General features: G+C 72.4%; 24 protein-coding genes. 6 read left to right on the forward strand and 18 right to left on the reverse strand.

The features are described 5' to 3' along the window. Nucleotides 1–10 precede the first annotated feature (10 nt). The gene (locus tag ACFCLZ_RS14890) at nucleotides 11–940 is read left to right on the forward strand and encodes a cellulose-binding protein (RefSeq protein ID WP_380285367.1); all 930 of its coding nucleotides are present in this window, start codon (nucleotides 11–13) and stop codon (nucleotides 938–940) included. A 58-nt stretch (nucleotides 941–998) separates the two neighbouring features. Here ACFCLZ_RS14890 and ACFCLZ_RS14895 read toward each other — a convergent pair whose 3' ends face one another. Continuing rightward, on the reverse strand, nucleotides 999–1,319 hold the full coding sequence (locus ACFCLZ_RS14895; RefSeq protein WP_380285368.1) for a hypothetical protein: 321 nt from the start codon (nucleotides 1,317–1,319) through the stop codon (nucleotides 999–1,001). Continuing rightward, a complete protein-coding gene (locus ACFCLZ_RS14900) occupies nucleotides 1,316–2,113 on the reverse strand; it encodes an alpha/beta fold hydrolase (RefSeq protein WP_380285369.1) in 798 nt (265 codons plus the stop codon). Before ACFCLZ_RS14900 ends, ACFCLZ_RS14895 begins: the two co-directional genes overlap by 4 nt. 92 nt (nucleotides 2,114–2,205) lie before the next feature. On the opposite strand from ACFCLZ_RS14900, the gene ACFCLZ_RS14905 reads away from it, so the two are divergent. Both ACFCLZ_RS14905 and ACFCLZ_RS14910 read left to right on the forward strand, forming a co-directional pair. Then, on the forward strand, nucleotides 2,206–3,210 hold the full coding sequence (locus ACFCLZ_RS14905) for an ABC transporter ATP-binding protein (RefSeq protein WP_380285370.1): 1,005 nt from the start codon (nucleotides 2,206–2,208) through the stop codon (nucleotides 3,208–3,210). Nucleotide 3,211: 1 nt separating this feature from the next. Then, complete coding sequence (locus ACFCLZ_RS14910; protein WP_380285371.1) at nucleotides 3,212–3,976, forward strand: ABC transporter permease subunit; 765 nt, start codon at nucleotides 3,212–3,214, stop codon at nucleotides 3,974–3,976. Nucleotides 3,977–3,987: 11 nt separating this feature from the next. Here the strand turns inward: ACFCLZ_RS14910 and ACFCLZ_RS14915 are convergent, their stop codons facing one another. Then, complete coding sequence (locus ACFCLZ_RS14915) at nucleotides 3,988–4,311, reverse strand: ATP/GTP-binding protein (protein ID WP_380285372.1); 324 nt, start codon at nucleotides 4,309–4,311, stop codon at nucleotides 3,988–3,990. Nucleotides 4,312–4,537: 226 nt separating this feature from the next. On the opposite strand from ACFCLZ_RS14915, the gene ACFCLZ_RS14920 reads away from it, so the two are divergent. Beyond that, on the forward strand, nucleotides 4,538–5,791 hold the full coding sequence (locus ACFCLZ_RS14920) for an LLM class flavin-dependent oxidoreductase (RefSeq protein WP_380285373.1): 1,254 nt from the start codon (nucleotides 4,538–4,540) through the stop codon (nucleotides 5,789–5,791). A 30-nt stretch (nucleotides 5,792–5,821) separates the two neighbouring features. On the opposite strand, the gene ACFCLZ_RS14925 is transcribed toward ACFCLZ_RS14920, so the two are convergent. Then, nucleotides 5,822–6,214 carry an SCO5389 family protein gene (locus ACFCLZ_RS14925; RefSeq protein WP_380285374.1) on the reverse strand — a complete coding sequence of 131 codons (393 nt, stop codon included), beginning with the start codon at nucleotides 6,212–6,214 and terminating at the stop codon, nucleotides 5,822–5,824. 510 nt (nucleotides 6,215–6,724) lie between these two features. Between ACFCLZ_RS14925 and nucS the strand changes: the two genes are divergently transcribed. Continuing rightward, entirely contained in the window at nucleotides 6,725–7,384 is a 660-nt protein-coding gene (gene nucS / locus ACFCLZ_RS14930) for an endonuclease NucS (protein WP_380285375.1), read from the forward strand. A gap of 9 nt (nucleotides 7,385–7,393) precedes the next feature. On the opposite strand, the gene ACFCLZ_RS14935 is transcribed toward nucS, so the two are convergent. From ACFCLZ_RS14935 to ACFCLZ_RS14955, 5 genes are all read right to left on the reverse strand, one after another. Then, nucleotides 7,394–9,796 carry an ATP-binding protein gene (locus ACFCLZ_RS14935; RefSeq protein WP_380285376.1) on the reverse strand — a complete coding sequence of 801 codons (2,403 nt, stop codon included), beginning with the start codon at nucleotides 9,794–9,796 and terminating at the stop codon, nucleotides 7,394–7,396. 173 nt (nucleotides 9,797–9,969) lie between these two features. Continuing rightward, nucleotides 9,970–10,302 (reverse strand): STAS domain-containing protein, encoded by a 333-nt coding sequence (locus ACFCLZ_RS14940; protein ID WP_380285377.1) that lies wholly within the window; start codon nucleotides 10,300–10,302, stop codon nucleotides 9,970–9,972. A 411-nt stretch (nucleotides 10,303–10,713) separates the two neighbouring features. Beyond that, nucleotides 10,714–11,583 carry a 3-hydroxyacyl-CoA dehydrogenase family protein gene (locus ACFCLZ_RS14945; RefSeq protein WP_380285378.1) on the reverse strand — a complete coding sequence of 290 codons (870 nt, stop codon included), beginning with the start codon at nucleotides 11,581–11,583 and terminating at the stop codon, nucleotides 10,714–10,716. A 179-nt stretch (nucleotides 11,584–11,762) separates the two neighbouring features. Further along, nucleotides 11,763–12,413 (reverse strand): response regulator, encoded by a 651-nt coding sequence (locus ACFCLZ_RS14950; RefSeq protein ID WP_380285379.1) that lies wholly within the window; start codon nucleotides 12,411–12,413, stop codon nucleotides 11,763–11,765. Next, the gene (locus tag ACFCLZ_RS14955) at nucleotides 12,410–13,621 is read right to left on the reverse strand and encodes a sensor histidine kinase (RefSeq protein WP_380285380.1); all 1,212 of its coding nucleotides are present in this window, start codon (nucleotides 13,619–13,621) and stop codon (nucleotides 12,410–12,412) included. The genes ACFCLZ_RS14950 and ACFCLZ_RS14955 overlap by 4 nt, the downstream gene beginning before the upstream one ends. A 154-nt stretch (nucleotides 13,622–13,775) precedes the next feature. On the opposite strand from ACFCLZ_RS14955, the gene ACFCLZ_RS14960 reads away from it, so the two are divergent. Next, nucleotides 13,776–14,354 carry a hypothetical protein gene (locus tag ACFCLZ_RS14960; protein WP_380285381.1) on the forward strand — a complete coding sequence of 193 codons (579 nt, stop codon included), beginning with the start codon at nucleotides 13,776–13,778 and terminating at the stop codon, nucleotides 14,352–14,354. Between the two features lie 19 nt (nucleotides 14,355–14,373). Here ACFCLZ_RS14960 and ACFCLZ_RS14965 read toward each other — a convergent pair whose 3' ends face one another. The 9 genes from ACFCLZ_RS14965 to atpE all read right to left on the reverse strand — a co-directional run bounded on the left by ACFCLZ_RS14965 (nucleotide 14,374) and on the right by atpE (nucleotide 22,063). Further along, the gene (locus ACFCLZ_RS14965; protein ID WP_380285382.1) at nucleotides 14,374–14,946 is read right to left on the reverse strand and encodes a cob(I)yrinic acid a,c-diamide adenosyltransferase; all 573 of its coding nucleotides are present in this window, start codon (nucleotides 14,944–14,946) and stop codon (nucleotides 14,374–14,376) included. A gap of 124 nt (nucleotides 14,947–15,070) precedes the next feature. Beyond that, nucleotides 15,071–15,571, reverse strand: coding sequence for a DUF2550 domain-containing protein (locus ACFCLZ_RS14970; protein ID WP_344324216.1), 501 nt, complete (start codon nucleotides 15,569–15,571; stop codon nucleotides 15,071–15,073). 148 nt (nucleotides 15,572–15,719) lie between these two features. Beyond that, nucleotides 15,720–16,103 carry a F0F1 ATP synthase subunit epsilon gene (locus tag ACFCLZ_RS14975; RefSeq protein WP_376091445.1) on the reverse strand — a complete coding sequence of 128 codons (384 nt, stop codon included), beginning with the start codon at nucleotides 16,101–16,103 and terminating at the stop codon, nucleotides 15,720–15,722. Nucleotides 16,104–16,288: 185 nt separating this feature from the next. Continuing rightward, nucleotides 16,289–17,734 carry a F0F1 ATP synthase subunit beta gene (gene atpD / locus ACFCLZ_RS14980; RefSeq protein ID WP_380285383.1) on the reverse strand — a complete coding sequence of 482 codons (1,446 nt, stop codon included), beginning with the start codon at nucleotides 17,732–17,734 and terminating at the stop codon, nucleotides 16,289–16,291. Between the two features lie 2 nt (nucleotides 17,735–17,736). Further along, a complete protein-coding gene (locus ACFCLZ_RS14985) occupies nucleotides 17,737–18,651 on the reverse strand; it encodes a F0F1 ATP synthase subunit gamma (RefSeq protein ID WP_380285384.1) in 915 nt (304 codons plus the stop codon). Nucleotides 18,652–18,683: 32 nt separating this feature from the next. After that, nucleotides 18,684–20,258 carry a F0F1 ATP synthase subunit alpha gene (gene atpA / locus ACFCLZ_RS14990; RefSeq protein ID WP_380285385.1) on the reverse strand — a complete coding sequence of 525 codons (1,575 nt, stop codon included), beginning with the start codon at nucleotides 20,256–20,258 and terminating at the stop codon, nucleotides 18,684–18,686. A gap of 155 nt (nucleotides 20,259–20,413) precedes the next feature. After that, on the reverse strand, nucleotides 20,414–21,229 hold the full coding sequence (locus ACFCLZ_RS14995) for a F0F1 ATP synthase subunit delta (protein ID WP_380285386.1): 816 nt from the start codon (nucleotides 21,227–21,229) through the stop codon (nucleotides 20,414–20,416). Beyond that, nucleotides 21,226–21,786, reverse strand: coding sequence for a F0F1 ATP synthase subunit B (locus ACFCLZ_RS15000; RefSeq protein WP_376091430.1), 561 nt, complete (start codon nucleotides 21,784–21,786; stop codon nucleotides 21,226–21,228). Before ACFCLZ_RS15000 ends, ACFCLZ_RS14995 begins: the two co-directional genes overlap by 4 nt. A 34-nt stretch (nucleotides 21,787–21,820) precedes the next feature. Further along, nucleotides 21,821–22,063 carry an ATP synthase F0 subunit C gene (atpE, locus tag ACFCLZ_RS15005; RefSeq protein WP_030302757.1) on the reverse strand — a complete coding sequence of 81 codons (243 nt, stop codon included), beginning with the start codon at nucleotides 22,061–22,063 and terminating at the stop codon, nucleotides 21,821–21,823. Nucleotides 22,064–22,133: the final 70 nt, after the last annotated feature.

Below are 22,133 nucleotides of genomic sequence, written 5' to 3' on the forward strand. Positions count from 1 at the left end.
CCAGAACCCCATGAGCGACAGTCACTCCCCTCACGGCTTCGACCTGGTGCGCCGTGGGTACGAGCGCGCCCAGGTCGACGAGCGGATCACCAAGCTGGTGGCCGACCGTGACAGTGCCTTGACCCGGATCAGCGCCCTCGAGAAGCGGATCGAGGAGCTCCACCTGGAGACCCAGACCGCCCAGGCGGCGGTCGCCGAGTCCGAGCCGTCGTACGCCGGTCTCGGTGCCCGGGTCGAGAAGATCCTGCGGCTCGCCGAGGAGGAGGCCAAGGACCTGCGCGAGGAGGCGCACCGCGCCGCCGAGCAGCACCGCGAGCTCGCCGAGGCGGCCGCCCAGCAGGTCCGCAGCGAGGCCGAGAACTACGCCAAGGACCGCAAGGCCAAGGCGGAGGACGAGGGCCTGCGGATCGTCGACAAGGCCAAGAGCGACGCCGCCCAGCTGCGCGCCGAGGCCAACAAGGACGCCCAGAACAAGCGCGAGGAGGCGGACGCCCTCTTCGAGGAGACCCGCACCAAGGCCGCCCAGGCCGCGCTGGAGTTCGAGACCAACCTGGCCAAGCGCCGCGAGCAGTCCGAGCGCGACCTGGCCGCCCGTCAGGCCAAGGCCGAGAAGCGGCTGGCCGAGATCGAGCACCGTGCCGAGCAGCTCCGCCTGGAGGCGGAGAAGCTGCGCACCGACGCCGAGCGCCGCGCCCGCCAGACCGTCGAGACGGCCCAGCGCCAGTCCGAGGACATCGTGGCCGACGCCAACGCCAAGGCCGACCGGATCCGCAGCGAATCCGAGCGCGAGCTGGCGGCGCTCACCAACCGCCGCGACAGCATCAACGCCCAGCTGACCAACGTCCGCGAGATGCTGGCGACGCTGACCGGCGCGGCCGTGGCCGCCGCCTCGCTGCCGAACGACGACACCATGGGCGTGCCCGCCCAGCAGTCGCGCTGACGCGGCCCGCAGGCCCCGACGGCCCCCGCCCTCCCCGGGCGGGGGCCGTCCCGTCTCCTCAGCGCGGGTAGGCGCCGTCCGGGCGCTGGTGCCCGCAGCTCAGCTGGTTGCCCTCGTCGTCCGAGACCGTCCCGAACCACGAGGTGCACCAGACCGACACCGAGTCCGGCCAGTACTGCACCTCGAAGGGGTGCCCGGGGCCGTAGTCCCCGTACGAGGTGACGATGAACGTCTCCCCCGGGCGCAGCCAGTAGTCCTCGCCCAGGGGCTCCAGGGTCAGTTCGAGCAGCCCCTCGGCCCGGTTGGTCACCGGCATCCGGCCGCTCACCTCCAGCGCGGAGAAGTCCCAGCCGCCGGCCTCCGCCCGTTCCTCCCTCATCCCGCCGCCACCCGCTCCAGCAGCCGCAGCGCCACCGCGTCGAACGCCTCCGGCGCCTCGATCGCGCTCAGGTGGCCGACCCCGGGGAGCACCGTCAACTCCGCGTCCGGCAGGGCCCGCACCATCAGCTCCGCCTCGGCGAGCGGCATCAGGCCGTCCTCCGCACCCGCCACCACGGCGGCCGGCACCCGCAGGCCGGCCAGCACGTCGAGGCGCTCCGGCCGGGCCGCCATGGCCCGCTGCGCCCAGGCGACGGCGGCCGGCGGGGCGGCGGCGATCAGCTCCGCCACCCGGTCGGCCAGGTGCTGCGAGCCCGGGGCGAGCTGACCGTTCGCCATCCGCTCGTCGAGCAGCAGCCGGACGCTGTCGCGGGCCAGCACGGCGGAGGCGATCCGCTCCCGGTTCTCCTTGGCGGCCTGCGGGTCGGCGGTGGCCTTGGTGTTGGCCAGCAGCAGGCCGGACAGCCGGTCCGGGTGCCGCTCGGCGAAGGCCATCGCCACGTACCCGCCCATGGAGATCCCGCCGAGCACCGCCCGGTCGATCCCGGCGGTGTCCAGCAGCCGGGCGACGTCGTCGGCGACGGCCTCCAGCGAGGGCTCCTCGGAGCCCAGCCCGCTGCCGCCGTAGCCGCGCTGGTCGGGGGCGATCACCCGGGCCCGGTCCCCGGCCGGGCCGGGCAGTTCGTCCAGTTGGGCGGACCACATGGCGGCGTTGAGCGGAAAGGCGTGCAGCAGCACGAGGGGTGTTCCGGTGCCGCTCTCGCGGACCGACACTGCGGAGGGGAGCTGGGTCATGGGGCCACCGTATTCCGGTGCGCCCGGCGGGCCCACTCGGCGGGCCTCCTTGTCCGCTATGTCATAGCCTGACGGAGAGTGAGGGAGCTTCCATGATCGAGTTGCACGACCTGACCAAACGCTACGGCAGGACGCTGGCCGTGGACCGGCTGAGTTTCAAGGTCCCGCAGGGGGTGGTCACCGGGTTCCTCGGGCCCAACGGCGCCGGCAAGTCCACCACCATGCGCATGATCCTCGACCTCGACCGCCCCACCGGCGGCCGCGTCACCATCGACGGCAAGAGATACGGACAGCTGAACGAACCGCTCAAGTACATCGGCGCACTGCTGGAGGCCAAGGCCGTCCACCCCGGCCGCACCGCCCGCGACCACCTGCTCTGGCTCGCCCAGAGCAACCGGATCCCCGAGCGCCGGGTGGACGAGGCGCTCGCCCTGGTCGGCCTCACCCCGGTCGCCCGCAAACGCGCCCGCGGCTTCTCGCTCGGCATGGGCCAGCGCCTCGGCATCGCCAGCGCGCTGCTCGGCGACCCGGAGATCGTCATGTTCGACGAACCGGTCAACGGCCTCGACCCGGAGGGCATCCTCTGGATCCGCAACCTCATGAAGCGGCTCGCCTCCGAGGGCCGCACCGTCTTCGTCTCCTCCCACCTGATGAGCGAGATGGCCGTCACCGCGGACCACCTGGTGGTCATCGGCAAGGGCCGGCTGCTCGCCGACCTGCCGATGGCCGAGTTCATCCGCCGCAACTCCCGCTCCGCCGTCCGGCTGCGCAGCCCGCAGCCCGAGCGACTGCTCGACGTCCTGGCCGGCGCCGGGCTGCGGCACGAACCCGGCCCGGACGGCTCGTACGAGGTGGTCGACGGCGACGCCGCGGCACTCGGCGAACTGGCCGCCGCGAACGGCCTGGTGCTGCACGAGCTCAGCCCGCAGCAGGCCTCGCTGGAGGAGGCGTTCATGCAGATGACGGCCGACGCGGTCGAGTACCACGCCGGCGACGGGCCGGGACGCGACGCGGCCGGCGCACCCGGCACCTGGGGCGCCGACTGGAAGGGCGGCCCGACCCGGCAGCCCACTTCCCGCAGCACGGAGGAGAACTGAGATGGCGTCCTTCCCCGCGGTCCTGCGCTCCGAGTGGACCAAGATCCGCAGCGTCCGCTCGACGGTCTGGACCCTCGCGCTGACCTTCGTGGTCACCCTCGGCCTCGGCGCCCTGCTGTCGCTGCTCACCAACAACAACTTCGAGGAGTTCCGCAGCGACAACTCCCCGTTCGACGCGACCGGAACGTCCTTCGCCGGCATCATGCTCGGCGAACTGGCCATCATCGTCTTCGGCGTGCTGGCGGTCGGCAACGAGTACAGCACCGGGATGATCCGGGTCACCCTGGCCGCCGTCCCGCAGCGCGGCACCCTGCTCACCGGCAAGGCCGTGGTGCTCGGCGCCCTCGCCCTGGCCGTCTCGCTGGTGACGGCCTTCCTCACCTTCTTCACCGGCCAGGCGCTGCTCGGCGAGCACTCCACCTCACTGGGCGAGCCGAACGTGCTGCGCGCGGTGTTCGGCGCCGCGCTCTACCTCACGATGCTCTGCCTCTTCTCGGCCGGCGTCACCGCGATGCTGCACAACCAGACCCTGGCGCTGGGCGTCCTGGTGCCGTTCTTCTTCCTGCTCTCGCCGATCCTCTCGGCGGTGCCGGGCGCCAAGACCGTCGCCCACTACTTCCCCGACTACGCCGGCTCGCGGATGCTGCTGGTCTACGAGCAGCACGGCCAGCCGTACGGGCCGTGGGCGGGCTTCGTCATCTGCCTGGCCTGGACGCTCGCCGCGCTGCTCGGCGGGGCGCTGGTGCTGAAGAAGCGCGACGCCTGAGCCCGGGCGGGTCAGTACCTGGGAGCGCCGCGGCCGCGGAGCAGGTTCGAGGCCCGGCGCTCCCGCGCACCCCAGCAGGCCCGGTGCCAGTGCCGCCGGTCGTCCACGCCCGCGCCGTGCATCGGCCAGGCCACCACATGGCCCGTCCCGGGCGGGATCTCCTGGTCGCAGCCCGGGCAGCGGTAGTGCCGGCCGGCGGTCCCGGCGACCGTCTGCACCACCCACTCGTCGCCCTGGTAGTTCTCGGTCCGGCGCATCGAGCCACCCAGCGGTGCGGCCGACTCCGCCTGGTCGCGGTCGGCGGCGCTCTTGATCCGGTTGCGTCGGGGCGACACGGCGGCTACCTCTCTACGGGGTGCGGGAACCGTTCCAGCCTACGGCCGGCCGCTGCCCACCCGGGTCACTATCACGGCATCGGACGATGATCGGGTGTTTCTGCGGAGATCCACCCGTTTCTCCGGGAAATTGGTGCTCCGGCGTGCCATTGGCACATGACATCGGCTACTCACGAGGGGACAGGCGGGGCCCGCAGACCCTGCGCGCACCCGAGGAGGCCTCAGTATGACCAGAACCAGCACCATCACGGCCGTTGCCGACACCACCGCCGAAATCCCGCTCCCCACGGTGCAGGACGCCGGCGCCGCCACCGCGGGCACCGGACCGGTCCGGGTCGGCGCCTTCCTGCTCTCCGCACAGTTCCCCGGCCAGACGCACGGCGAGGCACTGGACCGCACCGTGCGCGCCGCCGTCGCGGCCGAGCAGGCGGGACTGGACAGCGTGTGGCTGGCCGAGCACCACTTCGTGCCGTACGGGGTCTGCCCGAACGCCGCGACGCTGGCCGCGCTGCTGCTCGGCCGGACCAGGCGGATCGGCGTCGGCACGGCGGTCAGCGTGCTCTCCACCGCGCACCCGGTGGCCCTCGGCGAACAGGCCGCGCTGCTCCACCTCACCTCCGGCGGACGCTTCACGCTCGGGGTGGGGCGCGGCGGCCCGTGGATCGACCTGGACGTCTTCGGCAGCGGCGTGGACGCCTTCGAGGGGGGCTTCCCGGAGCGGCTCGACCTGCTGCTGCGCTGGCTGCGCGGCTCCCGGGTGGGCGCGGCCGGACCGCAGTTCAGCTTCCCCGAGGTGGCCGTGGTGCCCCGGGCCACCGAACCGCCCCGGCGCCCGGACCTCGGGGCCTGGCTGGGCCTCGACCGGCGGACCGGGGTGCTGCGCTTCCCCCGTCAGCGCCAGGACGCCGACGGCCCCGCCGACGAGCACCTCACCACCGCCGGCCGCCCGGCGGCCGGGCCCCCGGTGGTGGTCGCCTGCACCTCGCCCGGCGGGGTCCGCACCGCCGCCGAACGCGGCCTGCCGATGCTGCTCGGCATGCACTCCGGCGACGAGGACAAGCTGCACATGCTGGAGCTGTATCGTTCCGCCTGGCTGGCGGCCGGACGCGGTGAGGAGCAGCTGCGCCGGATCAGCCGCCGGCACGTCGCGGCCGGGGTGGCCCAGGTCGACGACCGCACCTCGGCGGCCCGGGCCACACTGCTGCGCGCGATGCCCGGCTGGTTCGAGTTCGGGCTCGGCGCGCACCGCACGGTGGACGGCCGGGAGCGCAGGATGCGCGACCCGCGCCAGTACACCGAACTGCTCTGCGACCTGCACGCCGTCGGCACGCCGAGGCAGTGCGCGGACCGGCTCCTGGCCACGGCCGAACGGACCGGCATCCGCCGTTTCGCCCTGCTCGCCGAGGGCAGCGGCGACCGGGAGGCGACCCTGCACAACATCGCCCGGCTCGGCTCCGAGGTGCTCCCGCAGCTGAGCTGAGCCTCCGAGCCCCCGGAGGCGAGCGGGCGACTAACAGTCGCGGAGTTCCTCGGACTGGTTGAGCAGCTGTTCGCGGACCGAGGTGAAGCGCTCGTAGCGCTTCTTGTTGGCGGAGGACGGCCGGAACACCGCCACCCGGTGACAGTTCTGGAAGGCCAGCTCGACACCGAAGTGCCGCTCCAGGGCACCCCGGATGGCGTTGCTGGCGAGCGCCCGCAGGAGCTGGCCGCGGGCCTGCTCGCTGGGCGGCGGTACCTGGTTGTCGGCGAAGTCGGTGCCGTCGACCTCCGTCTGGGCGACCAGCGAGCTGATCAGGTCCCAGGCGTAGGGCAGGGAGACGCGGACGCAGTCGACGAACTCCCGCTCGTCGACCTCGTCCCGCTCGGCCTTCTCCAGCAGGGCCGGTGAGACGTCGAGCGACATGGGTTCTCCTCTCGCGAACCACCCGCGCAGCGCCCGGGCGGTGATGCGTAGTCCAAGTCCAAGCTGAGGGTGAGGGTGGGGCGCGTGAATGTCCGGAACACCGTCGGACGGGTGTGACGCCGCCGGACGGCCGTGTTTCCGGCACCGCGCCGACGCGGGGGCGCCGCTGACCTGTCGAGGGACGCAGGTCGGGGGCGTCGGCCGCTCAGAACAGCGTGGCAGTCAACGACGAGCCAGGCCGGTGGTTCCGGTGGATTGCTCCGGTAATGCGCCCGGGTGCACCACATTGGCCGGATCCTGTCGGATCGTTCATCTGAAGTCTCCATCCCCGTTGACAGCACTCCCGCAAGCAATCCGTCACACACCGTAGCGGCCTATGGTGGTGGCCGCCAGGGTGCCGACGGGCATTCGCGGGATCGCAGGGCATCCATCGTGGCGGGGTTCGCGGATTCTTCACCCGGTCGTCGTGGAATCGCATCAACTGGCCCCGGTGGGCTAGCGTGGTCGACCGTGCGTCTCGTAATTGCCCGCTGCTCAGTCGACTATGCCGGTCGGCTCTCCGCCCATCTGCCCTCCGCCACCAGGCTCATCCTGGTCAAGGCCGACGGCAGCGTCAGCATCCACGCCGACGACCGTGCCTACAAGCCGCTCAACTGGATGTCCCCGCCGTGCGCCCTCAAGGAGGCCGACGGGGTCTGGACGGTGGTGAACAAGGCCGGCGAGAAGCTCATCATCACGCTGGAGGAGGTGCTGCACGACTCCTCGCACGAGCTGGGCGTGGATCCCGGCCTCATCAAGGACGGCGTCGAGGCGCACCTCCAGGTGCTGCTCGCGGACCGGATGGAGGTGCTCGGTTCCGGCTGGTCGCTGATCCGCCGCGAGTACCCGACCGCGATCGGCCCGGTCGACATCCTGTGCCGCGACGCGGACGGTACGACGATCGCCGTCGAGATCAAGCGGCGCGGTGAGATCGACGGCGTCGAGCAGCTCACCCGGTACCTGGAACTGCTCAACCGGGACCCGCTGCTGGCGCCGGTGAAGGGCGTCTTCGCCGCGCAGGAGATCAAGCCGCAGGCCCGCGTGCTGGCCACCGACCGCGGCATCGGCTGCGTGGTCCTGGACTACGACGAGCTGCGCGGCATCGACGACGACAAGCTGAAGCTGTTCTGATCCGACCGGTCACGGACCGGTCGGCGGAGCCGACGCGGACGCCGTCGGGCTCGCCGGGCCCGACGGCGTAGCCGTCTCCGTGGGTGTCTGCGAGGCGGTCCCGGTGGGTGCCGGGCTCGTCGTGGCGGGCGGCGGGGTGGTCCCGCCGGTCGGCTGGGTCCCGCCGCCGGTGCTCCCGCCTCCCCCGGTCGCTGCGCCGGTCGTTCCCCCGCCCGCTGCGCCGCTCGTTCCGCCGCCGCTCGTCCCGCCCGCCGTACCGCCGCCGGTGCCGCCCGCCGGGGGCTGCGGCGGGTTCGTGGCCGGGGGCTGCGGCGGGGCGGTGGTGGCGCTCTCCCCCGGGCTCGGCGAGCGGCTCGGCCGCTTCGACGCCGAGGGCGAGCCGGACGGCGTCCGCGAGGCGCCGCCGCTCGGCGCGGACTCGTCCTTTGGCTCCTCCGGGGCCGCCGCGCCGGCCCCCTCCGAGGGCCCGTCGGCGGTCGACGCGGACGGGGCGGACGGCGAGGACGACGACGGCCGCGGCGCGGTGGAGCGCGGCGAGGCGCCCGCGCCGGGCAGCACGGAGCCGTCGTCGCTGCTGCTGTGCGGGTCGTTGCCCTTCTCCGCGCCGGCCACGGTCATCCCGACCGCCGTGCCGAGCACGCCCAGCGCCAGGACCGCCGCCGAGGCGGCGATCGCCGTGCGCTTGTTCCCGAACCGCAGCGGCACCCGGGCGACGGCCCGCAGCCCGGTCCGGCGGACCGGCGCCGCCTTGGCCGGCGCGGCGGGCGGCAGCTGCCGGCCCTCGGCACGCAGCAGGTCGAGCATCCGGCGCGCCCCGGCCACCCCGCGCGGCTCGCCGATCGCGCCCCGCAGCGCCAGCGCGGCCTCCAACTCGGCGGCTGCCCGCCCGGGTTCATGGGCGCAGACGGCGTACACCCCCAGCTCGTGGTGGAACCAGGCCTCGTCGGCCCGGGCGCCGGTCCGCCGGGCGGCCTCCAGGCCGAGCCGCAGGGCGCGCTCCCAGGCCCCCCAGCGCAGCGCCAGCGCCAGCGCGGGGGCCGCCGCCCGGGCCAGCCGCAGCACCGCATCGTGCCGTCCGGCGGTCCGGTCGGCGAGCAGGACGCCGATCACCACCTCGGCCTCGGCGGCGATCTGCGGCAGCGAGACCGAGGAGTGACCGACCCACCAGGCGAAGTGCTGGGCGGCGCCGTCGGCGCTGCCGCGGGCCGGCCAGTGCGGGGCGAGCAGCTCCAGCGCCCCGGCGGTGAGCCGGTGGTGGCCGCCGATCGGGACGGCGAGCCCGGCGTCGGCGAGTTCGGCGAGCGCGCTCTCGCCCTGGCCGACGTCGATCAGCGCGGGCAGGTGCGGGGCGGTCGGGCACTCGCCGCCGAACGCCACGGCGAGCCGCAGCACGGCCTGCGCGGTCTCGCTCAGCCCTTCGGCGAGCCGCACGGCGGGCAGCGTGGACTCGGCGACCGAGGGCAGCGGCACGGTGTCGCGCAGCGCGGCCTCGCGGACCGCCGGGTCGGGGTCGAGGACGGGTTCCTCCACCGCCCCGAACACGTCCATCCGGTCCTCCTCGGCGGCGACCAGCGCGTCCACCGCGACGTCGCGCTGGCGCAGCAGCGCGGCGGCCTGGACGAAGCGCAGCGGCAGGCCCTCGGACTCGAACCAGAGGTCCACCGCCCACGCCTTCTCGGCGGCGTCCAGGGGCCGCCCGGCCAGCCGGGCGGCGAGGGCCAGGCAGGCGGGCCGGGACAGGCCGGCCACCAGGTGGTCCTGGAGCCGGGAGTCCGCCGCGAGCAGCGGGCCGTCGGGGGCGCCGGCGATCAGGAAGGCGCAGTCGGGGGCGGCGCCGAGCAGCGCCTCCAGTTCGGCGCCGACGGGCACGACCTCGTCGATGACGACGATCGCGCCGACCCGGGCGAGGTGGTCGACGAGCTGCCCGGGATCGGGGCGGTAGCCGGGGGCGTGGTGGGTGGCCGCGAAGAGGTCCTGGAGCAGGTCGGCGGCGGTGCGGCGGTGGCCGCAGAGCTGGACGACGCCGCCGGGGGCGAGGCCGCCGGCCGCCTCGGCGACGGCGGACAGCAGGGCGCTGCGGCCGGAGCCGGCCTGGCCGACCAGGCGTATGGAGCGGCCCTCGGCGAGCAGGCCGAGCAGCTGGGCGATGTCGGCCTCGCGGTCGAGCAGCGGCAGGTCGGCGGCCCCGGCGCCGAGGGCGAGCGGGCCGACCCGGCGGCCGGCGTCGCCGCCCGGGCCGCGGGCGGGCGCGCCGGGTTCGGTGCGGCGGGGCCGGGGGCGCCACTCCTCGGGGCAGGGCCGCACCTCGGAGCCCTCGGGGCCGCCGACGGCCACCAGCAGTCCCCCGGAGACCAGTTCACCGCTCCGGGTGCGCACGGACTCCTGCCGGAAGTCACCGGTTGGCTGTGCCACGTTCTGCTCCGCCCCACGCTCGCGCCGTCAACCCGTAGCGGCCGCCGCGCCCGGCAAGGGCGGGCCGGGCGGCCGTGTCCTGACGCCAGACTCTCGCACATCCGCCCCCGCCCGCGCAGCGCCGTTCCGCGACCGTTCCCGGGGTCCGGGGGCGGTCGGCGGGCGGCGGGCGGTCAGAGGGCCGGGAGGGTGGCGCCGCGGGGATCGGCGGTGACGCCCTCGACGGCGAGGATGCGGTGCAGCCGGGTGGCCACCAGCAGGCGCTGGAGCTGGGCGGGGACGGAGCGGAGCACCAGGCGGCGGCCGATCCGGCCGGCCCTGCGGTGGGTGCCCATGATCACGCCCAGGCCGGTGGCGTCCCAGAACTCCAGGCGGGCGAGGTCGAGGACGAGGTCGCCGAGGCCGCCGTCGACGGCCTGGTGCAGCCGGGCCCGCGCGTCGGCGGCGGTGCGCACGTCGAGGCGGCCTTCGATGGCCAGCGCCGCGTGGTCGCCGGTGATGCGCATGCTCTCCTCCTCCGCGTGGCGGGCCTGGGTGCGGGTGTGCGGGTGTCGGTGGGTGGGGGATGTCGGTGGGTACGGGTGTCGCCGGCGGTCCCGGGCCGAAGGGGGGTGGTGGCGGTCCGGCGCCGGGCGGGCCCCGGGGCCCCACGCGCCGGCCCCGGCCGGAATGCCGGGTTCCCCTGTCATCCATCTGACGGCGAGCCGGCCCCCTGGGTTGCTGGTTGCGGCCGGATCTGAAGCAACTTCACTCGTCCGAGGGAATATACGCAGGAACTCTCCACACCTACGCTCGATTACCGCCCAAATCACCCGTCTGCGGCACCGGCGTGAGGAAACTCACCCGCCTCCGGAAGGACGGGCCGTACGGTTCCACGACCGCGCGGCCCGCCCGTTCACCGGCTCACCGGCCCGGGGTCACTTGCCCGCGTACGGGTAGAAGCCGCGCCCGCTCTTGCGGCCGAGGTCACCGGCGGTGACCATGCGCGCCATGATCTCCGGCGCGGCGAACTTCTCGTCCTGGGTCTCGTTGTAGATGTTCCGCGCGGCGTGCAGCAGGATGTCCACGCCGGTCAGGTCGGCGGTCTCCAGCGGGCCCATCGGGTGGCCGAAGCCGAGGCGGCAGGCGGTGTCGATGTCCTCGGCGCTGGCGACGCCCGACTCGTAGAGCTTGGCGGCCTCGACGACCAGCGCGGTGATCAGGCGGGTGGTGACGAAGCCGGCCACGTCGCGGTTGACCACCACGACCTCCTTGCCGACGCCCTCGGCGAAGGCGCGGGCGGCGGCCAGCGTCTCGTCGCTGGTCTTGTAGCCGCGGACCAGCTCGACCAGCTTCATCAGCGGCACCGGCGAGAAGAAGTGCACGCCGACGACCGACTCGGGGCGCGAGGTGGCGGCGGCGATCCGGGTGATCGGGATGGCGGAGGTGTTGGAGGCGAGCACCGCGCCGTCCTTGGCGAGCTTGTCCAGCTCCTTGAAGACGCCTTCCTTGACGTCCAGCTGCTCGAAGACGGCCTCGACCACGATGTCGGCCTCGGCGACCGCGCCCAGGTCGGTGGTGGTGGTGATCCGGCCGAGCGCCGCCTCGGCGTCCTCGGCGGTGAGCCTGCCCTTGGACACGAACTTGTCGTACGAGGCGCGGATGCCGTCGAGGCCGCGCCGCAGCGCCTCCTCGGTCACGTCGCGCAGAACCACCGGGTGCCCGGCCTGGGCGGAGACCTGGGCGATGCCCGCGCCCATCAGGCCGGCACCGATCACGGCGATCTGCTTGCTGGACGCACTGCTCATGGCTTGGTCTCCCGATGCCGTCGCCGCCCGGATGGGCGGGCCCTGAAGGCGGCTCAAGGCAGGGGTCGCCCACCGAGCCGCATCGCTCATGGGCCGGACTTTAGTCCCCGTACGCGGCCCGTGGTGCCATCCGAGGGTGTGATCTGCGACCGACCTGGTCAGCTGAGCAAATCAGCCGATCAGATCATCAGACCGAGGTCCTGGGCGAGGATCGCCGCCTGCACCCGGCTGCGCAGCCGCAGCTTCGCCAGGATCCGGCTGACGTGCGTCTTGGTGGTCGCCTCCGCCATCTCCAGCCGCCCGGCGATCTCACCGTTCGACAGGCCGGCGCCGATGCAGGCCAGCACCTCCCGCTCGCGCGGCGTCAGCCCGTCCACCGCCGCCCGCACCTCCGGCCCCACCACCCGGTCCGGGCGGGCGAAGGTGCCGATCAGCCGCCGGGTCACCGAGGGCGCCAGCATGCCGTCCCCGCGGGCCACCGTGCGGATGCCCTCGACCAGGGTGTCCGCCTCCAGGTCCTTCAGCAGGAAGCCGGCCGCCCCGGCCCGCAGCGCGCCGTAGACGTACTCGTCCAGGTCGAAGGTGGTCAGCACCAGGACCTGCGCCGCCCCGGCCGCCACCACCTGACGGGTCGCCGAGACGCCGTCCAGCCGCGGCATCTGCACGTCCATCAGGACGACGTCCGGCCGCAGCTCCAGCGCCAGCCGGACGGCCTCCTCGCCGTCCGCCGCCTGCCCGACCACCTCCAGGCCGGGCTCGGCCCGCAGGATCATCACCAGCGCCGCCCGGACCGCCGCCTGGTCCTCCGCGACCAGCACCCGGATCGTCATGCCCGCCCCGTCCCTTCCTCCGTCGTCAGCGCCCGCGGCAGCACCGCGCGCACGCTCCAGCTGTCACCCCGCGGCCCGGCCTCGAAACTGCCGCCCAGCAGCGAGGCCCGCTCCGCCATGCCGACCAGTCCCGCCCGGGCGCCCGGCAGCGCCTGCCCCGCCCCCTGGCGGAACGGGCTGTCCACCGCGATCCACAGCTCCTCGGGGCGGAAGTCCAGCAGCACCCGCACCTCCCCCGGGCCGGCGTGCTTGAGGGCGTTGGTCAGCGACTCCTGCACGATCCGGTACGCGGCCAGCTCCACCGGCACCGGCAGGCCGCCGCGCTCGCCCCGCTCGGCCAGCTCGAAGACCAGCCCGACGTCCTGCCCGGCCGCCCGCGCCTTGGCGAGCAGCGCGTCCACCGCCGAGAGGTCCGGCGCGGCGTACGACTCGTCGGCCTCGCCACCGCCGCTGTCACGCAGCAGCCCGATGATGCGGCGCATTTCGGCCAACCCCTGGACGCTGTTCTCCCGGATCACCCCGAGCACCTCCACCACCGGATCGTCCGCCGCGCGGCGCTGACGCCGCGCCAACGACTGGGCGCCGGTCGCGTGGATCGCGATCGCCGACAGGTGGTTGGCCACCACGTCGTGCAACTCGCGTGCCATCCGGGCCCGTTCCGCGACCACCGCCTCGCGCCGGTCCATCTCCGAGAGCAGCGCGGTCTGCTCCGCCCGCAGCCGCTGGGCCTCCGCCTCCTGCCGGTGCTTGCGCACGATGTCCGCGGTCCACAGCGGGCCCAGGAAGATCAGCACGGTGACCACGACCACCGCGACGGCCGTCGCCGGATCGGCGTAGACGAAGGTCAGGCTGGTCAGCACCAGCACCGAGACGGTGCCGCTCACGTGCAGGACCGGCGACATCCGGCGGGGGCCGTACACCACCGCCGCGTACAGCAGGTCGGTGTACATGATGGTGGTCGCCAGCAGCGCGCCGGAGAAGATGCTCCCGGCGAAGACGAGCCCGCCGAGCGACACGACCAGGATCGGCCGGGTCCGCCGCATCAGCTCCAGGCCCGACATCGCCAGCAGCGCCGGCAGCACCTGCCAGCGCTGGACGGTCGACGCGTGGTCGTACACCCGGAAGGCCATCAGCAGCAGCCCGCCGAGCAGCCCGCAGAGCGCGATCGCCCCGTCGACCTGCCGCGGGGTGAGGGTGGGTCTGCGCACGCCCCCATCAGATCATCCCCGCGGTCGCGGCGGCTCCGGTACCGGGAGGAGCGGCCGTACATCGAAAGATGCAGCCCGGGTCCGTTCCCCGCGACGACGCGCGCGTGACGGCGCTCCGGGACGCTGGAGGCATCACCGAGCGTCGGAGCAGACCATGATCGTCACCCTCGTCATCTCCGCCGAGGCCGCCTTCTGGGTGGTCCTCGCCCTGGGCCTGGCCACCCGCTACCTGCTGCGGTGGCGCACCGTGAGCACCGTCCTGCTGGTCGGCCTGCCCGTGATCGACCTGGCGCTCTTCCTGCTCACCCTGTTCGACCTGCGCGGCGGCGCCACCGCCTCCTGGACGCACCCGCTCGCCGCGAGCTACCTGGGCTTCTCGGTCGGCTACGGCCCGTCCGTGGTCCGCTGGGCCGACGGCCGGTTCCTGCACCGCTTCGCCGGCGGGCCGAAGCCGCCGCCCGCGCCGAAGTACGGCGCGGAGCGCAGCCGCTACGAGTGGCAGGTGTGCCGCCGGACGCTGGTCTCGGTGGCGATCACGATCACCCTGATCACCGCGCTGAAGCTGCTCTCGGACGCCCCCGGGACCGGGGTGTTCGACCAGTGGTACTGGAAGCTGGGCATCGCCGCGGTGGTGAACACCGCGATCGCCGCCAGCTACACGATCTGGCCGAAGCAGCCCCCGGCCGACGCCGTCGACGAGGACGGCCGGGTCCCCGAGCGGTCGGACCGCTGAGCCACCGGTCCGCCGGGACTCAGCGGTTCTCGCCCGGCACCCAGAGCACGTCGCCGCGCTCCTTGTTGGCCGACCGGGCCAGGATGAACAGCAGGTCGGACAGCCGGTTGAGGTACTTGGCGGTCAGCGGGTTGACGGTGTCCCCGTGGGCGTCGATCGCCGCCCAGGTGGCCCGCTCGGCCCGGCGCACCACGGTGCAGGCCAGGTGCAGGTACGCGGCGCCCGGGGTGCCGCCGGGCAGGATGAAGCTGCGGAGCTTCACCAGCGCCGCCAGGTAGTGGTCGCAGTCCCCTTCGAGCTTGTCGATGTAGGACTGCTCGACCCGCAGCGGCGGGTACTTCGGGTCGTCGACGACGGGGGTGGCCAGGTCGGCGCCGACGTCGAAGAGGTCGTTCTGCACCCGGGTCAGCACGGTGGCCACGTCCTCGGGCAGCGCGCCGGCGGCGATCGCCACGCCGATCGCGGCGTTGGCCTCGTTGGTGTCCGCGTACGCGACCAGGCGCGGGTCGGTCTTGGTCGTGCGGCTCATGTCGCCCAGCGCGGTGGTGCCGTCGTCGCCGGTGCGGGTGTAGATGCGCGTCAGATTGACCATGCGGCCAGCCTAGCGGGCCGGTTAGGCGACGTTAACGCTCCCGGCCCCGAGGGTCTCGTCGCTACGCGACGTTGACCTCCCCCAGCCTCCGGCCGGGGGGACCCCCACCCCGAGGGTCTCGTCGCTACGCGACGTTGACCCTCTGCCCGGGCGGGGCCGCTTCGAGCCAGGCGAGGAAGCCGGTGAGCGCGTCCTCGCTCATCGCCAGCTCCAGCGGGGCGCCGTTGTGCAGGCAGCGCAGCACCACCGAGCCGGAGAGCAGGGCCAGCTCCTCCTGCCCCTCCGGGTAGCGCCGGCCGAGCACCTCGATCTCCCGGCGCGGCAGCACCTTGCGCGGGCGCGGGGCGTACGAGAAGACCCGGAACCACTCGATGGAGTCCCCGCTGTACCGGCCGATACCAAAAACCCACCCCTTGCCATCGGTCTGCGGGACCGGGGCCGGGGTGGGTTGGCCGTTCTCGTCGAGGTCGGGCTGCGTCGAGGCGTCGGCCGGCATTTTGAGCCGGTAGCTGCAGTCGAACGTGCCGCCGACCCGCTGGATCACACGGCGGCGTACCGCGAACGCGACCAACCCGATCACACCGAGCGCCACGACCGCCGCACACACCACAAGGGCGAGGACCATGCTCACCTACCTCCTCGCTACCCGCGTTCCCCGTGTCGGTCGTACCAGGCGACCGCGTTGTCCTACCAACTGAGACGACAGTCCCGGGGTCACGCTCACGCGTCCCCGGGACCGTCGGTCGACCCCGCTCAGGCGGGGTCCGGCACACTCAGGCGTGGGCCTTGAGGCCGCGCGCCGCGAACAGCCGGACCTCGGCGCGCCGCTCGGCGTGCTCGTCCAGGTCGGACTTGGCCTTGTCCAGTGCGCGCTCGGCGCGCGCGACGTCGATCTCGTCCGCCAGCTCGGCGATCTCCGCGAGCAGAGAAAGCTTGTTGTCGGCGAAGGAGATGAAGCCGCCGTGCACCGCGGCGATCACGGTGTTGCCGTCCGTGGTGCGGATGGTGACCGGACCGGTCTCCAGCACGCTCAGCACCGGGGTGTGACCCGGCATGATGCCGGTGTCACCGGAGGCCGTACGGGCGACGACGATGGTGGCCGCACCGGACCACACCTTGCGGTCGGCTGCGACCAGCTCGACGTGCAGCTCAGCCAACGTGGGCTCCTAGGCTCATGCAACGCCCGATTACTCGGGAGTTTCGGTAAGAATAACGGGCCCGCGCCCCCGGCATGAAACCGGCGGCACGGATTTGACCGGAATCACAGCCGGTGCGGCGCGAGGGGCGGGTCCCAGGGTTGGGGCCCACCCCTCGCGTTCACGCTCGGCTGCTACCGGCCGGACTACTTCTTGGCCAGCTCGGCGGCGTTCTTCTCGAGGTCCTCGATGCCACCGCACATGAAGAAGGCCTGCTCCGGGACGGCGTCGTACTTGCCGTCCGCGATCGAGTTGAAGGCCTCGATGGTCTCCGACAGCGGGACGGTCGAGCCCTCGACACCGGTGAACTGCTTCGCCACGTAGGTGTTCTGCGAGAGGAAGCGCTCGATGCGGCGGGCACGGTGGACCGTGACCTTGTCCTCCTCGGACAGCTCGTCGATACCGAGGATCGCGATGATGTCCTGGAGGTCCTTGTACTTCTGCAGGATCCCCTTGATACGGACAGCCGTGTCGTAGTGGGTCGCAGCGATGTACCGCGGGTCGAGGATGCGGGACGTGGAGTCCAGCGGGTCGACGGCCGGGTAGATGCCCTTCTCCGAGATCGGACGCGACAGAACGGTGGTCGCGTCCAGGTGGGCGAAGGTGGTGGCCGGCGCCGGGTCGGTCAGGTCGTCCGCGGGGACGTAGATCGCCTGCATCGAGGTGATCGAGTGACCGCGGGTCGAGGTGATGCGCTCCTGCAGGAGGCCCATCTCGTCGGCCAGGTTCGGCTGGTAGCCCACCGCGGAGGGCATGCGGCCGAGCAGGGTCGACACCTCGGAACCGGCCTGGGTGAACCGGAAGATGTTGTCGATGAAGAGGAGCACGTCCTGCTTCTCGACGTCGCGGAAGTACTCCGCCATGGTCAGCGCGGAGAGCGCGACGCGCAGACGGGTGCCCGGCGGCTCGTCCATCTGGCCGAAGACCAGCGCGGTCTTGTCCAGAACGCCCGAGTCGACCATCTCGTCGATGAGGTCGTTGCCCTCACGGGTGCGCTCGCCGACGCCGGCGAACACCGACACACCACCGAAGTTCTCGGCGACGCGGTAGATCATCTCCTGGATCAGAACGGTCTTGCCGACACCGGCGCCACCGAACAGACCGATCTTGCCACCCTGGACGTACGGGGTGAGGAGGTCGATGACCTTGATGCCGGTCTCGAACATCTCGGTCTTGGACTCGAGGTCCTTGAAGGCCGGGGCCTTGCGGTGGATCGGCCAGCGGACCTCGACCTGCTTGTCGAACTCCGCCTGGTCGACGTTCAGCACGTCACCGAGGGCGTTGAAGACCTTGCCCTTGGTGATCTGGCCGACCGGAACCGAGATCGCGGCACCGGTGTCGGAGACCTGCGAACCGCGGACCAGGCCGTCGGTCGGCTGCATCGAGATGCCGCGGATCACGCCGTCGCCGAGGTGCTGGGCGACCTCGAGGGTCAGGGTCTTCTTGCCCGTGCCGTCGGGGTTGTCCACCTCGACGTGCAGGGCGTTGAACATGTCCGGAATCGCGTCGACGGGGAACTCCACGTCGACGACCGGGCCGATGACCCGCGCGACGCGGCCCGTCGCCGTGGTCGGCTCAACAGTGGTGGTCATACTCATTCGCTCCCCGCGCTAGCGTCGGCCAGGGCGTTCGCGCCACCGACGATCTCGCTGATTTCCTGGGTGATCTCGGCCTGACGGGCCGAGTTGGCAAGCCGCGTGAGCGACTTGATGAGCTCGCCGGCATTGTCCGTCGCGCTCTTCATGGCGCGGCGGCGGGCGGCGTGCTCGGAAGCGGCCGACTGCAGCAGCGCGTTGTAGATCCGGCTCTCGACGTACCGCGGCAGCAGCGCGTCCAGCACGCCCTCCGCCGACGGCTCGAAGTCGTACAGCGGGAAGATCTCCGACTTGGCCGGCCTCTGGTCGCTGAGCTGGACCTCGTCCAGCTTCAGCGGCAGCAGCCGCGCCTCGACCGCGTTCTGCGTCAGCATGGACACGAACTCGGTCGAGATCAGGTGGAGCTCGTCCACACCGCCGGTCTCCGCGGTGAAGGCCTCGATCAGCTCGGAGGCCACCGTCTTCGCGTCGCCGTAGGTCGGCTTGTCGGAGAAGCCCGTCCACGAACCCGCGACCCGGAGGTTGCGGAAGCCGTAGTACGAGACGCCCTTGCGGCCGACGATGTACGTCACCACGTCCTTGCCCTCGGCGCGCAGGCGCTCGGAGAGCGTCAGCGCGGCCTTGATGGCGTTGGTCGAGTAGCCGCCCGCCAGACCGCGGTCCGCCGTGATCAGCAGGACCGCGGCGCGCGAGGCGCTCGGGTTCTCGGTGGTGAGCGGGTGCTTGGCGTTGGACCGGGTGGCCACCGCCGTCACCGCCCGGGTGAGCTCATCGGCGTACGGAGTGGAGGCGGCCACCGCGCGCTGCGCCTTGACGATGCGCGACGCGGAGATCATCTCCATCGCCTTGGTGATCTTCTTCGTCGCGGTGACAGAGCGGATCCGGCGCTTGTAGACCCGAAGCTGTGCTCCCATGGGTCGTTACGTCCTTTCCCTCGCTACCGGACTCAGGCCTGCTCGGAGAGCAGCTTGCCGTCAGCGGTCTGGTAACCCGCCTTGAAGGACTCGATGGCCTTCGTCAGCGCGTCGACGGTGCCGTCGGCCAGCAGACCGGTCTCGACGATGCCGGCCAGCAGGTCCTTGTGCTGGAGGCGGACGTAGTCCAGGAACTCGCGCTCGAACCGGCGGATCTCGGCGACCGGGACGTCGTCCAGCTTGCCGTTGGTGCCGGCCCAGATGGAGACGACCTGCTCCTCGACCGGGAACGGCTGGTACTGGCCCTGCTTCAGCAGCTCGACCATGCGCGCACCGCGCTCCAGCTGGGCCTTGGAGGCCGCGTCCAGGTCGGAACCGAAGGCGGCGAACGCCTCCAGCTCGCGGTACTGGGCGAGGTCCAGACGCAGTCGGCCGGCGACCGAGCGCATGGCCTTGATCTGGGCGGAGCCACCGACGCGGGAGACCGAGATACCGACGTTCACGGCCGGGCGGATGCCGGCGTTGAACAGGTCGGACTCCAGGAAGCACTGGCCGTCGGTGATGGAGATGACGTTGGTCGGGATGTACGCCGAGACGTCGTTGGCCTTGGTCTCGATGATCGGCAGACCGGTCATCGAGCCGCCGCCCAGGGCGTCGTTCAGCTTGGCGCAGCGCTCCAGCAGACGGGAGTGCAGGTAGAAGACGTCACCCGGGTAGGCCTCGCGGCCCGGCGGGCGGCGCAGCAGCAGGGAAACGGAACGGTAGGCCTCGGCCTGCTTCGACAGGTCGTCGAAGATGATCAGGACGTGCTTGCCGTCGTACATCCACTCCTGGCCGATGGCCGAGCCGGTGTACGGGGCGAGGTACTTGAAGCCGGCCGGGTCGGAGGCGGGAGCGGCCACGATGGTGGTGTACTCCAGCGCGCCGGCCTCCTCCAGGGCGCCACGGACGGACGCGATGGTGGAGCCCTTCTGGCCCACGGCGACGTAGATGCAGCGGACCTGCTTCTCCGGGTCGCCCGAGCGCCAGTTGTCGCGCTGGTTGATGATCGTGTCGACGGCCACCGCGGTCTTGCCGGTCTGGCGGTCACCGATGATCAGCTGGCGCTGGCCGCGGCCGATCGGGGTCATCGCGTCGATGGCCTTGATGCCGGTCTGCAGCGGCTGCTTGACCGACTTGCGGGCCATGACGCCCGGAGCCTGGAGCTCCAGGGCGCGACGACCGGTCGAGGCGATGTCGCCCAGGCCGTCGATCGCGTTGCCCAGCGGGTCCACGACGCGGCCGAGGTAGCCGTCGCCGACCGGAACGGAGAGGACCTCTCCGGTGCGGCGCACCGTCTGGCCCTCCTCGATGCCGCCGAACTCACCGAGGACGACGACACCGATCTCGCGGGTGTCGAGGTTCAGCGCGAGGCCGAGGGTGCCGTCCTCGAACTTGAGCAGCTCGTTCGCCATGACCGAGGGCAGACCCTCGACATGGGCGATGCCGTCCGCCGCGTCAGTGACCGTGCCGACCTCTTCCACAGAGGCGGCGTCCGGCTGGTACGACTGGACAAAGTCGGCCAGCGCGTCCCGGATCTCCTCCGGACGGATCGTAAGCTCCGCCATCAGGCTTCCCTGCTCTCCTAGTTTGCGATCCTCGGCCCGCCATTGAGGGCCGCAAGTACTCGACTCTCGGCCGGGTCGTATGAACCGGCCGTACGTTTTCCCGACTCCGGTGGAGCCGGTTTCCCGACCGAGGGTCGGATGTGCTGCTTCGGTGCTCAGCCTTCGAGCGACTGGCGCGCGCCCTCGAGGCGGCTCGACACCGTGCCCTCGATGATCTCGTCACCGATCTGCACCCGGACACCGCCGACGACCTCGGGGTCGATGTCGATGTTCAGGTGGACCTGGCGGCCGTACAGCCGGCCGAGAGCACCCGACAGGCGCTCCTTCTGGCCGTCCGACAGCGGAGCCGCGGTGGTGACCTGGGCCACCACCCGGTCGCGCCGCGCCGCGGCGAGCTTGGAGTAGGACTCCAGTCCCTGCTCCAGGCTACGGCCACGCGGGTTGTTCACCAGGTTGGTGACCAGCCGCACGGTGCCCGCGCGAGCGCGGCCGCCGAGCAGCTTCTTGATCAGGGCCGCCTTGGCGACGGCACCGGCCTTGGGCTCGGTCAGCGCGGCGCGCAGCTCGTGCGAGCCGCTCACCACCCGGCCGAACCGGAACAGCTCGTCCTCGACGTCGTCCAGGGCACCGGCCTTGTCGGCGGCGATGACCTCGGCGTACGCGGCCAGCTGCTCGGTGGCGTCGACCAGGTCGCGGCCGCCCGACCAGCGGGACCGGACCAGACCGGACACCAGGTCGACCGTCTCGCCGGAGACCTGGCCGGTCAGCAGCGAGGAGACCAGCTGCGCCTTGTCCTGGCCCGACCGGGACGGGTCGGTCAGGACACGGCGGAGCGACACCTCACGGTCCAGCAGGGTCGTGACGGCGGAGAGCTCCTCGGCGAGCTTGGCCGCGTCCACCGAGGTGGAGTCGGTCAGGCTCTCCAGGTTCTGCCGCCCGGCGGCCAGAGCCTCGCGGCTGGCGCCGATCACTTGGCCGCACCCTGAGCAACGGCGGCCTTGGCCTCCAGCTCGTCCAGGAAGCGGTCGACGACGCCACTCTGCCGCGCGTGGTCCTCGAGGGACTCACCCACGATGCGGGACGCCAGCTGGGTGGCCAGCGAGCCCACGTCCTGGCGCAGGGCGGCGGTCGCCTGCTTCTTGTCGGCCTCGATCTGGGCGTGGCCGGCGGCGACGATGGCCTCGCGCTGGCGCTGGCCCTCCTCGCGCATCTCGGCGAGCTGGGCGGCGCCCTGCTCGCGAGCCTGCTCGATGATGCGGGCAGCCTCGTGACGCGCCTCGGCGAGCTCCGCGCGGTACTGCTCAAGCGTGGCCTGGGCCTCGGCCTGAGCGGCCTCGGCGCGCTCCATGCCGCCCTCGATCGCGTCCCGGCGCTCCGACAGCACCTTCTCGATGCTGGGGAGGAGCTTCTTGCCGAGGATCCCGAAGACGATGAAGAAGCAGAGCAGGCCGATGATGATCTCGGGCCATGCGGGCAGAAGGGGGTTCATGATCTCCCCCTCCTCCGCGAGGTGAGCCGCGATGCTCATATCTGGACCTTCCTCGAAGGGTCTACGGCGGGAATTACTTGGGGCCCTGGCCGAAGACGAACGGCATGACGATGCCGATGAGGGCGAGCGCCTCGGTCAGCGCGAAGCCGATGAACATGTTGGAACGGATCAGGCCGGCGGCCTCGGGCTGGCGGGCCATGGCCTGGACACCGTTACCGAAGATGAGACCGACACCGATGCCGGGGCCGATCGCGGCGAGGCCGTAGCCGATGGAAGCGACGGAACCGTAGACGCCGACCTCAGCGAGCATGCTCATTGCAATGTGTCCTTTGCGGGGATGGTGATCCGGTGGTGATTGGCCACCGGGCGTTCCGGGGGTGGTTCAA

Source organism: Kitasatospora purpeofusca (assembly GCF_042691725.1).
Lineage (GTDB): Bacteria > Actinomycetota > Actinomycetes > Streptomycetales > Streptomycetaceae > Kitasatospora > Kitasatospora purpeofusca_B.

Coding starts and splice junctions, on each gene's coding strand:
- ACFCLZ_RS14970 (WP_344324216.1), bottom strand. CDS start 15,571: ATGGTCCTCGCCCTTGTGGTGTGTGCGGCGGTCGTGGCGCTCGGTGTG.
- ACFCLZ_RS14910 (WP_380285371.1), top strand. CDS start 3,212: ATGGCGTCCTTCCCCGCGGTCCTGCGCTCCGAGTGGACCAAGATCCGC.
- ACFCLZ_RS14950 (WP_380285379.1), bottom strand. CDS start 12,413: ATGACGATCCGGGTGCTGGTCGCGGAGGACCAGGCGGCGGTCCGGGCG.
- ACFCLZ_RS14890 (WP_380285367.1), top strand. CDS start 11: ATGAGCGACAGTCACTCCCCTCACGGCTTCGACCTGGTGCGCCGTGGG.
- ACFCLZ_RS14900 (WP_380285369.1), bottom strand. CDS start 2,113: ATGACCCAGCTCCCCTCCGCAGTGTCGGTCCGCGAGAGCGGCACCGGA.
- ACFCLZ_RS14905 (WP_380285370.1), top strand. CDS start 2,206: ATGATCGAGTTGCACGACCTGACCAAACGCTACGGCAGGACGCTGGCC.
- ACFCLZ_RS15000 (WP_376091430.1), bottom strand. CDS start 21,786: ATGAGCATCGCGGCTCACCTCGCGGAGGAGGGGGAGATCATGAACCCC.
- ACFCLZ_RS14960 (WP_380285381.1), top strand. CDS start 13,776: ATGATCGTCACCCTCGTCATCTCCGCCGAGGCCGCCTTCTGGGTGGTC.
- ACFCLZ_RS14985 (WP_380285384.1), bottom strand. CDS start 18,651: ATGGGAGCACAGCTTCGGGTCTACAAGCGCCGGATCCGCTCTGTCACC.
- ACFCLZ_RS14965 (WP_380285382.1), bottom strand. CDS start 14,946: ATGGTCAATCTGACGCGCATCTACACCCGCACCGGCGACGACGGCACC.
- ACFCLZ_RS14920 (WP_380285373.1), top strand. CDS start 4,538: ATGACCAGAACCAGCACCATCACGGCCGTTGCCGACACCACCGCCGAA.
- atpD (WP_380285383.1), bottom strand. CDS start 17,734: ATGACCACCACTGTTGAGCCGACCACGGCGACGGGCCGCGTCGCGCGG.
- ACFCLZ_RS14895 (WP_380285368.1), bottom strand. CDS start 1,319: ATGAGGGAGGAACGGGCGGAGGCCGGCGGCTGGGACTTCTCCGCGCTG.
- ACFCLZ_RS14940 (WP_380285377.1), bottom strand. CDS start 10,302: ATGCGCATCACCGGCGACCACGCGGCGCTGGCCATCGAAGGCCGCCTC.
- ACFCLZ_RS14925 (WP_380285374.1), bottom strand. CDS start 6,214: ATGTCGCTCGACGTCTCACCGGCCCTGCTGGAGAAGGCCGAGCGGGAC.
- atpA (WP_380285385.1), bottom strand. CDS start 20,258: ATGGCGGAGCTTACGATCCGTCCGGAGGAGATCCGGGACGCGCTGGCC.
- atpE (WP_030302757.1), bottom strand. CDS start 22,063: ATGAGCATGCTCGCTGAGGTCGGCGTCTACGGTTCCGTCGCTTCCATC.
- ACFCLZ_RS14945 (WP_380285378.1), bottom strand. CDS start 11,583: ATGAGCAGTGCGTCCAGCAAGCAGATCGCCGTGATCGGTGCCGGCCTG.